Raw genomic sequence first — 9296 nt, forward strand, 5'->3', positions numbered from 1 at the left:
AGCGCGTTCTCCCGCGAATGCACGATATTTTGACACCGGCAAAGAACGGCGGCCGGGTCCGGGTGGACCCGGCCGCTTCCACGACCTTTCCGTACCGTCCGGCCGGTCACCGGCCGGACGGGGCGCCTAGCGCCGGCCCGACCACCAGTGGCCCCGGCGGAAGCCGGACGACCACTGGTGTTCGGTGCAGTTCCTGGTGGTGGCGAAGCGCTGCTCGTCCAGGACGGCGGTCACCCCGGCGTTGTAGGTGCCGAGCCCGAAGCCGATGCCCGTGACGGTCATCCGCGGGTTGGCCGCGACGACCTGGGCGAAGGTCAGCGTGGCCGGGCCGCCCGCGGTCTTGGGCAGGCCGGCGATGGTCGTCGAGGACGTCCACAGCGGACCGTCGAGCACGTTCCACTCGGTGCGCACCTTGCGCTGCGGGTTCCCCGCACCGATCGAACCCAGGTAGTAGTAGGGCTCGAAGATCAGCACGCCCTCGCCGGCCGGCGTCCGCACGTACAGGTGGTACGCGGGGAGCGCGGCATCGTTGACGACGTTGTTGTCGCCGGCCGTCGAGTCGAGCTTGACGGTCTCGTAGCTCACCTCGGTGACGGTGGCGGCCGGGACCGGCCTGAAGAAGGTCTGCCAGGACACCTTGTCGGCGTTGGCGGACCGGGCGGTGGTCAGCTTGACCCCGTCGGCGACGACGGTGGCGGTGGCCGTGCCGACCTTGGTGATGCCGGCGGTGGTGCTGTGCTTGACGATCGCGCAGGGGCGGTGCGAGCTGGCACTCGCCGGCTGGGCGCTCACGGTCAGGGCGCTCGCCGCGGCCAGGGCCAACGCGGCAGCAGTCAGGCCACGCTTGGCAGGAGTGAAGATCATACCTTTATGGTCCATATGTCCACTTTAACAGTCGACGTCGCTTATCATGCGACGCCGCCGGCCGCGGGAAGTCACCTCCGCCGGCCAGACCGTACCCACCGAGGCCGATAAACGCAGGCCAGATATGCGGCGGCCCTTGATCGTCGGCGGCCCCGGCGGGCGGAAAAGCCACGTTCGCGGCTGCGTGGCGGCCGCACCCGGCCTTACCCATCACGAGACACCGATGTCTGCGGCATGATGCTGCGATGGATCAACGATGGGCTGAACTGGCGCGGACCCTACGGGCGCTGGGACTGTGGCAGCACCTTCCCGCGGACGAGGCGGAGGCCGGGGAACGGGCGGTCGCGGAGGGCGCTCATCCGCTCGGCGGAAAGGCCACGCTCGACGAGGAGCCGGGCCTCCGGCTGTGCTACGTCGACGGGGAGACCATGGCCGAAGGCGGGGTGGCCCGGGTGCTGGCGGAATGGGCGCCCGCGCTGCGGCGCCACGGGGTGGATCCGCACATCGAGCTGGTGAGCTATCCCGACAGCGTCGAGGACGGCGACTACGTCATCACGATCAACGGCCGTCGCTGCGTCGTGTGGACCCCGCAGGACTGGGTGGCGAACAGCCCGTGGGCGGTGGCCACCGTCCGGCCGCTGGCCGTCATCAACGACCTCCTGGCCGAGGCCGGCGCGGTCCCGCGGGTCTACACCCTCTACGCCGGCGGCAACGACGCGGAGGCCTGGCTCCTCGACCCGCGCATCGTCGCTGCCATCGCCGAGAGCGGCTTGATCCGGGAGGGCGCCGTACCCGCGCTGGCTGCGCACGCGTGACGAGGGCGCCGCCTCGGTGGAAGCAGAGGCGGCGCCCGCAGCGGATCAGGCCGGCCGGATCAACCGTCGATGGGGTGGAAGTACAACTTGATGCCCATCGCGTCGGCGTCGTCGACGAGCTCCATGGCCCGCTCCATGTAGCCCGGCGGCGGGTTCTTCGGGTACGCGACCCGCAGCACCCAGTTGTCGATGTCGCCCCGCTTGTACTGCTTCGACAGGGTCCAGCCGTCGTCGAACCGCTTGCCGTTGTTCAGCTCGTTCAGGACCGCCTTGATCTTGCTCTTGAACCGGCCCGGCGTGTCGACGTTGTCCGCGCGCCAGTCGACGCTCTTGATGCTGGTCCCGGTCCTGGTCCCGGCGTCGTAGGCGTCGATGTAGGGGTGGCCGGGCGACAGGTGACCGCCGAGGGCCTCCTCGATGGTCAAGCCGTCCTTGGCGTGCACGTTGTCCCACTTGCCGGGCGTGAGGCCGGGAACCTTGGTGATCGCCTGGATCACCGGGCAGGTGTTGTGCACGAGCAGCCGCAGCCCGCCATCGGCCACGAAGTACGTGTGCACCCCCTCGACGGACAGGTCGTAGGTGACCATCGAGTCGGTGTAGTTGCGTACGGACTCGACGGTGACCACCTCGGACCCGTCGGTCCACAACCGGTCCTGCCACGCCAACCGGCTCGCGTCCACGAAATCCCGGGCGGTGAGGCTGTAGAACGGGTGGTTCTGGGTACCGGTGATGGTCGCCCGTCGGCCGTCGCCGCCCGTCACGATCAGCTCGGTGAAGGCGGTGTCGGTGGTGGTGACGTGGACCTCGGTGACCCGGTGCGTCTCCACCCCGCCGGTGGGTGTCGCGTTGCGTACCAGGTCGCCGGCCCGGACATCCTCGATCGCCTTGACGCTGCCGTCGGCCATCACCACGCCCGTACCGGCCGCGAAGCTGTGACCGGTCCGCAGGCAGGAGTTGAGCCCCTCGAAGATGGCCCGCGCCCGCGCCGCCAGCGCCGCCTTCTGGATCTTGGCGAAGGTCCGTGCGTTGATCGCCGATGCCTTGAGCGCGGCGAGCCCCGCGTCGATCCCGGCGACGTTGTACGCGAACATCGCGAACCGCAGCTCTTTGACCGCGAACGAGACGCCCTTGAGAGCGACCGGCAGGGCCAGCTCGGCGACGACGAAACCGCAGTCGATCGCGCTGCCACCGTCGTGGTCGTCCGGCGTGAGCTTCTTGTAGCAGCCGATGAACTCGCCGAACAGCATCCCCGGCAGCGCCCTCAGCGTGGCCTCGAGGAACTCCTGCTGGGTGATGTGAATCTTGGCCGTGGTGGTCACGTCGAACGGTTCGGTCATCAACTCGTCGAGCACGACCTGAGGCCCGCTGCCGGTGTTGACGCACACGTTCGGGTCGGCGCTGGGCGTGACACAACTGGCCAGCAGGTAGACGTAGTAACCCTTGGAGCGGTAGTTGCCGGTGACGTCGCAACCGCCCGTGCCGACGCAGTTGCTGGTCGGATCGAAGCTGTAGCCCGTCTGGATCGTCACGCGGTACACGTTGTCGAGCTCGGTCGCCACGGCGCCCGAGGCGGAGCCGGAGCCGGCGACATCACCCGGCGACTGCGGATTGCCCGCTAGCACCTCGTTGATCGCGTCGAGCGAGGACTGCGCCGCGTCCGCTGAGGCCTCCGCGTTGTCCGCCGCCTCCCGTGCCGACGCCGCCGAGTCCTCGGCGTCGTCGGCGTACCCGTCGGCCAACGAGGCGTCCGCCTCCGCGTCATCGGCCGCGCCGCGGGCGGCGGCGGCGTCCCGCTCGCTGTCGTCCGCGGCGGCCTCGGCCGCGTCGGCGGAGCCGTCGGCCGCGTCCGCCGAGTTACGCGCCTTCTCCACGTCGAGCTGGGCCTGGGCGTCCATGTCGTCGATCCGGGCGGACGCCTGCTGGGTCGCCTTCGCGTCGGCGGCCGCCTGGTTCGCCGACTTGGTCGCCGCCGCGGCCGACGCGGCCGCCTTGGAGGCCGAGACCGCCGCGTCCGCAGCCGCCTGGGCGGCGAGCTTCGCGTCGCCGGCCGCCCGGTTCGCCGCATCCTGCGCGGCCGCCGCCAGGGCCGCCGCCTGCACTGCCTGCGCCGCCGCGACGTTCGCCTGCGCCTCGGCGATCGTCTTGGCCGCCTGCGAGCTCAGCGAGGCCAGCCCGGCCGCCGAGTCGGAGGTCGCCCACGGATCGGCCAGCGAGATCGCCTCGTCGGCCGGCGCCGACACCGCCGCGGCGGCCGCCGCGGCCTCCCGCGCCGCCTGGCCGGTGGCCATCGCCTGCCCGGTCGCGACCGCGCTGTCCGCCAGCGCCGCGGCCGCCTCGCTACGGGCCTGCTGCGCCGCCTGCTTCGCGCTCGCCGCCTCCGCTTTGGCCTCGGCCGCCGACTGCCGCGCCAGGGTCGCCTGTTCCGCCGACTTGCGGGCGTTCTCGATCGCGTCCGCGGCCAGCGCGTGACCCTTGATCGAGGCCGCATGCGTCTGCGAGGCCGCCGCCTGCGCCTTGCGGACGTCGGCGTAGGCCCGATCCGCCGCGGCCCGGGCCTTGATGGCCGCCGTCCGTGCCTTCGCCGCCGCCGACGCTGCGGCGTTGGCTGCCCTGTTCGCGGTGTCCGCAGCGGCCCCGGCGGCGTTCGCCGCGTTCCGGGCCCGCCGCGCCTCCGCCTCCGCGGCATCGGCCGCGCCCGTGCCGGCGGCGGCCGCCGCCTTCGCGTCCGCGACGGCGGCCTCGGCCGTCAACCGGTCCAGCGTCTGACGGGCGGCTGAGGCGCGCGACGCCGCAGCGGCCGCATCGGACTCCGCCCGCAGCGCGGCCGCCTCGTCGTCGTTCGCCCGGCCCGCGGCGGCCTGCGCCTCGTTCTTCTTCGTCTCGGCGATCGCCGCCTGCTGCTGGGCGGTGGCGTTCGCGGCCGCCGCGTTCTGCCGCTCCCGCTCGGCGGTCGCCTTCGCCTCCGCGGCGATCCGCTCCTGCTTGGCCGCGTCCGCCGCGGCGGCATCGGCCTTGGCGAGGGCGGTCTTGGCGGTCGCCTCGACCGTGGCGATCTTCGCCTTGTCGGCGGCCACCTTGGCGGCCGCGTTCGCCGCCGCCGTCGCCTGCTGCTGCGCCTGGGTGGCCAGCTGCGCCGCCCGGGCCGCGCTGTCCTGCGCCGACTGGCGCAGGTAGAGGGCTCGCGCGGCGTGCGCCTGAGCGCTGGCGTTGGCCAGCAGCGTCGCCGAGTTCGCCAGGGTCGCGTTGACGGCGGCCACCACGGTCTGCATCGCATTGGCCGTGGCCTGCGTCGCGGCCGCGGCCGCCTGAGCGACCTGCGCCGACTGCTGCGCGTACGTCAGGCCCCGGCCGGCCGGCAACCCGTTCGCGGCCGCGGCCGTGTACGCCGCGGTGCGGACCGCGGCCGCCTTGTCCGCGGCGTCCTTGGCCACCGCCGCGGAGTTCTTGGCCGCCTCGGCCAGCGCGGCCACCTTCGCCTTGACCAGCTTCAGGTCGGCCGGGGCGTGCGACATGTCGACGCTGCCCCAGGTGATCTGCGGGCCGTTGACCTTCTGGTCCTGGGCCCACAGGATGCCGCGGGCGGTCCACGCGTAGTCCAGGCCGTCGTGCATCGTCTCGGCACTGGCCCGCAACGCGTCCAGGGCCTGCATCTCCGCGGCCAGGATCTCCGCCCGGGGCTGCGCCTGGGTGTTCAGCTCGGCCTGCCACTCGGCCCAGGCGGTCTCCTCGACGTCGAGAAGCACCTCCTCCGGGTCGATCGGGTTGGTGGAGTCGCCCTGCGCCCAGCGGGTCTTGAGCGCCTCCACCTCCACCCGGAACTCCGGAGTGCCGGACTCGGGCGCCACGGTCGGCCACCCGTCGTACTGGATGAACCGCCGCACGTCGTCGGCCGAGCCGTCGATCGCCTTGTCCGCGTACAGGTTCCAGGCCCACGCGTCGGCCGGAGTGGCCGCAGCGTGCCGGGCCGCGATCTCCCGGACCTTGTCCTGCGCGGCCGGCTCCGCCTTCGCCGTCGGCGGCTGGGCGTACAACGCGTTGCTGGCCAGCCAGAACGTCGAACTCTTGGACATGAAGTCGACGACGTCGGTGTCGTAGTCGGGCAGCCGCCCGTACTCCGACATCGGGTATCCGTACAGGAAGTGGTCGCGGCCGGCCTCACGCTGGGCCCGCGCCTGGTCCGCGACGCCCGCGGCGGCGACATCCTGGTCCAGGGGCCCGCCGTCGGCGTCGACCCAGCTCGCGTCGACCCAGTCGTACCAGGAGGCGTTCAGCGCGGTGTCCGGCCCGGCGAGCGTCCCGGCGGCCGCCTTACGCGCGTTGCTGCCCCCGGCGTGCAGCAACAACGCGAGCCGGGAACGGTTGACCCGGACCCGCTCGGCCGTGCTCATCGCGTTGAGCCGCTCCCAGTTGCTGCCCGTGCCCGCCGGAATCACCGACGGCACGGCCGTGGCCGGGCCGGTGAACGTCCGCCCCGCGTGCGGGACGTCCCACACCTGGGCGCCGGTGTTGTTGCAGGTGTAGAGCTGCAGCTGAGTTCCGACGGTGGTCGACGAGTTCGGGACGTCGAGGCAGCGGCCGGAGTTCGGGTTGAGCAACCGGGGCCTGTTGCTGGTGTCCCAGCCGACCGCCCACTGCTGATCCAGGGTGCCGGCGCACTTCGCCAGCACGGTCAGGACACCGTTGGCGGTGCCGGCCTCCCCACCGTTGACGCCGAGGCACAGGCCGGCCGCGGTCAGCGTGCCGTCGGTCTGCAGCGTCCAGGGCAACAGCGGACCGCCGTTGTAGCCGCTGCCGCAGGTGTTGATGACCAGCGCCGTACCGGTCGCGGGCGTGGCCGTGGTCGCCGCCGGGGCGGCGCACCGGCTCAACGTCGCGCTGGTGACCGGGCCGACCGGCGGTGTCGGAGTGGTCGGGCCGGAGAACCGCTGAGCGGCACTGCCGTTGCAGGTGTAGATCTGGAGCGCGACACCGTTCGCCGTCGACGAGCTGGGTGTGTCCACGCAGCGGCCGGCCGACTGGTTGTAGAGCTGGAGGCTGCCCGTCTTGCCGAACTGGACGACCCAGTGCTGGCTGTCCCAGTCGTGGCAGTCGAACAGCTGAACGGGACGGTTGTTGTCCTTCTCGGTGGTCAGGTCGGTCTCGGTGGTGAAGGTGGTGCCGATACCGGTCCGCGCCGCGACGTACCCGGTGCCGTTGAGGGCGGCGTGCAGGCCGCCGGCGCCGGCCGCGATCGAGGTGCCGAAGCCGGGACCCGTGGCGCCGGCGAGCTCCTTGGTCCAGCCGCCGGCGCTCACACCCTTCTTCGCGTACAGGTAGCCGTCCGAACCGACCATGAGCTGGGTGCCGTCCGAGCCGGCCGCGATGGCGGTGTCGAAGTCCGGGTCGGTCGCGGTGACCGTGCTCTCCTTGGTCCAGGTGGTGCCGATGCCGGTACGGGCGTAGACATATCCGTCGCTGCCGACCAGCATCTGCACGCCGCCGTTGGTGGCGATCGCCTGAGCGCCCGGCGCCTGCTCCTTCGTCCAGCCGGAGGTGCCGCCGATGCTCGACCGGGCGTACACCGCACCGTCGCTGCCGATCATCATCTGGACGCCGTCGGAGCCGACCGCGATCGCCTTGGCGCCGGCCGCGCTCTCCGCGACCTACCCACTCGCGTCGCCGATCGCGTTCCGGGCGTAGACGACGCCGTCCGAGCCCAGGTACATCTGGACGCCGCCGTTCGTGGCGACCGCACGGGCTGAGGAGCCGCCCTCGTACGTCCAGCCGTCCACCCCGATGGCGGTGCGCGCGTAGATGCCACCCTTGACCATCAGCTGGGTGCCGTCGGACCCGACCGCGATGGTGGAGGCGTCGTAGTCGGACTCCTTCGTCCAGCCGCCCAGCCCGACGCCGGTCTTCGCCCACACCTGACCGGACTCGGTCAGCAGCATCTGGGTGGTGCCGCCGATCGAGATGGACCGGGCACTGCCGCCGTTGTTGCTGACAACGCTCAGGCACTTGGTCGGCGCGCCGGCCGCGTGGATCGTGCCGTCGTCCCACAGCGGGGTCTCCCGCTCATAGGTCCAGTTCTGGCTGGCCGAACCGCTGCACGCGGACGAGACGGCCGCGGCGCCGTTGGCCGTGCCGCCGTTCAGCACATCCAGGCACTTGCCGAGCCCGACGTTGCGGAAGACCCCGGTCGCCTGCGCGTTGAGATCCGAGATCTGCGACGCCGCGGTGTTGCCGAGGTTCCAGTCGGGGCTCGCCTGCGCCGGCGGAACGGAGATCAGCGACAGGGCCAACGACAGGACCGCGCCGGCGGCGGTGGCACCGGCCGCACGTCGAGTTCGGAATGAGAGCCACGGTGAACGGACACCACGAAAGGACACGATCTTCTACCCCCGTAACGGCTTTCGCCATGATCGTGAGCGAGACCTTAGGGCGCGTCCGGTCCACTGTGCAATAGACGAACGTCGCGATCCGGTGGAGGAGTGGCCGGGGCGGAGCGAGCCTCGGCAGCGCTCCGGGAACCGCCCAACGATGACGTCGACTCGCGGCGGTGGCCGCGAGTGCCGGCGCACGCTTTGGGGGGGTGCCGCTTGGGCTCCTGGAGGCTCGGAAGCGTCAGGTGTCAATCGGTGGGTGGGGGCTGATCCAGTGGTTGCTGCCGGGTGGCGGCGATGGCGGATCCAGTGGGATGCCGGGATGCGGATGCCGGCGCTTCGCCATCACAGCTTGCGCCGCGCCGGCTCGCGGTCCGCCTTCCACAGCCCGTCCTCCACAGCCCGTCCTCCACAGCCCGCTCTCAACAGCGCGCCTTTTACAGCCCGCTTCCTCACAGCCCGCTCCACAGTCCGTCCTCCACAGTCCGTCCTCCACAGTCCGTCCTCCACAGGCCGCCCTCCACAGGCCGCCCTCCACAGGCCGCCCTCCACAGGCCGCCCTCTTCCCCGCGGGCGCCGTCCGCTCGGACGGATCTTGGTGAGTTAGCGCGGGGTTTTCGGCTCGCGCGCTTCAAGATCCAGCAACGAAGGGGCCCCACCGGGGGTGGCGGGCCCGTGGGCAAGGCCGGGGCCCTTCACAGGATGAGGAAGCTGAGCAGCACGGAAGGCGAGCTGGGCGGGTCGCGAAGTTGATGGCGCGGAAGGCGGGACGAGGTGGAGGCGAAGGGGGCTGCGGCGGCGCGGAAGGTGGCCTGGGCATGCAGCACGGCCGGGTGGGGCGGAGGAGGGTCTTGGGCAGTGGCAGGACCGGGCTGGGCGAGGCATGGCGGGGCGGCGGGAGGGCCTTGGCGGCGGCATGGCCGGATGGGATGGAAGAGAGAGCGGGCGGCGGGTCGTAAATGCGGTGGGCCGAAGGCTGATGGCCGGGACTGGATGAGAACGGGCTGGGCAGGCGCGGGGGCGGATGGCAAAGAGCCGGACGGACCGGGCAGAAGTGGAAGGCTGGGCGATGGTGAAGCACGCGCGGCGGGGCGTGAGCGCGACCGCGAGCATGAGCGCAGGCTGGGGCATCCGCGGGCTGGGGCGTAACGCAGGCTGCATCACCGGGCCACCGGGCCACCGGGCCACCGGGCCACCGGGCCACCGGGCCACCGGGCCACCGGGCCACCGGGCCACCGGGCCACCGGGCCACCGG

4 protein-coding genes are annotated in these 9296 nt (G+C 72.2%); 1 reads left to right on the plus strand and 3 read right to left on the minus strand.

Translation table 11 applies throughout. The features are described from left to right. Positions 1-126: 126 nt before the first annotated feature. Positions 127-864 carry a hypothetical protein gene (locus tag Ani05nite_RS35585; RefSeq protein ID WP_203775760.1) on the minus strand — a complete coding sequence of 246 codons (738 nt, stop codon included), beginning with the start codon at positions 862-864 and terminating at the stop codon, positions 127-129. Positions 865-1109: 245 nt separating this feature from the next. On the opposite strand from Ani05nite_RS35585, the gene Ani05nite_RS35590 reads away from it, so the two are divergent. After that, positions 1110-1679 carry a hypothetical protein gene (locus tag Ani05nite_RS35590; RefSeq protein ID WP_203775762.1) on the plus strand — a complete coding sequence of 190 codons (570 nt, stop codon included), beginning with the start codon at positions 1110-1112 and terminating at the stop codon, positions 1677-1679. 59 nt (positions 1680-1738) lie between these two features. On the opposite strand, the gene Ani05nite_RS35595 is transcribed toward Ani05nite_RS35590, so the two are convergent. Beyond that, the gene (locus tag Ani05nite_RS35595) at positions 1739-7264 is read right to left on the minus strand and encodes a ricin-type beta-trefoil lectin domain protein (RefSeq protein WP_203775764.1); all 5526 of its coding nucleotides are present in this window, start codon (positions 7262-7264) and stop codon (positions 1739-1741) included. 57 nt (positions 7265-7321) lie between these two features. Next, on the minus strand, positions 7322-7960 hold the full coding sequence (locus tag Ani05nite_RS35600; RefSeq protein WP_239130968.1) for an RICIN domain-containing protein: 639 nt from the start codon (positions 7958-7960) through the stop codon (positions 7322-7324). Between the last annotated feature and the right edge of the window lie 1336 nt (positions 7961-9296).

It is taken from the genome of Actinoplanes nipponensis, from assembly GCF_016862275.1.
In the GTDB taxonomy this organism is placed as follows: domain Bacteria; phylum Actinomycetota; class Actinomycetes; order Mycobacteriales; family Micromonosporaceae; genus Actinoplanes; species Actinoplanes nipponensis.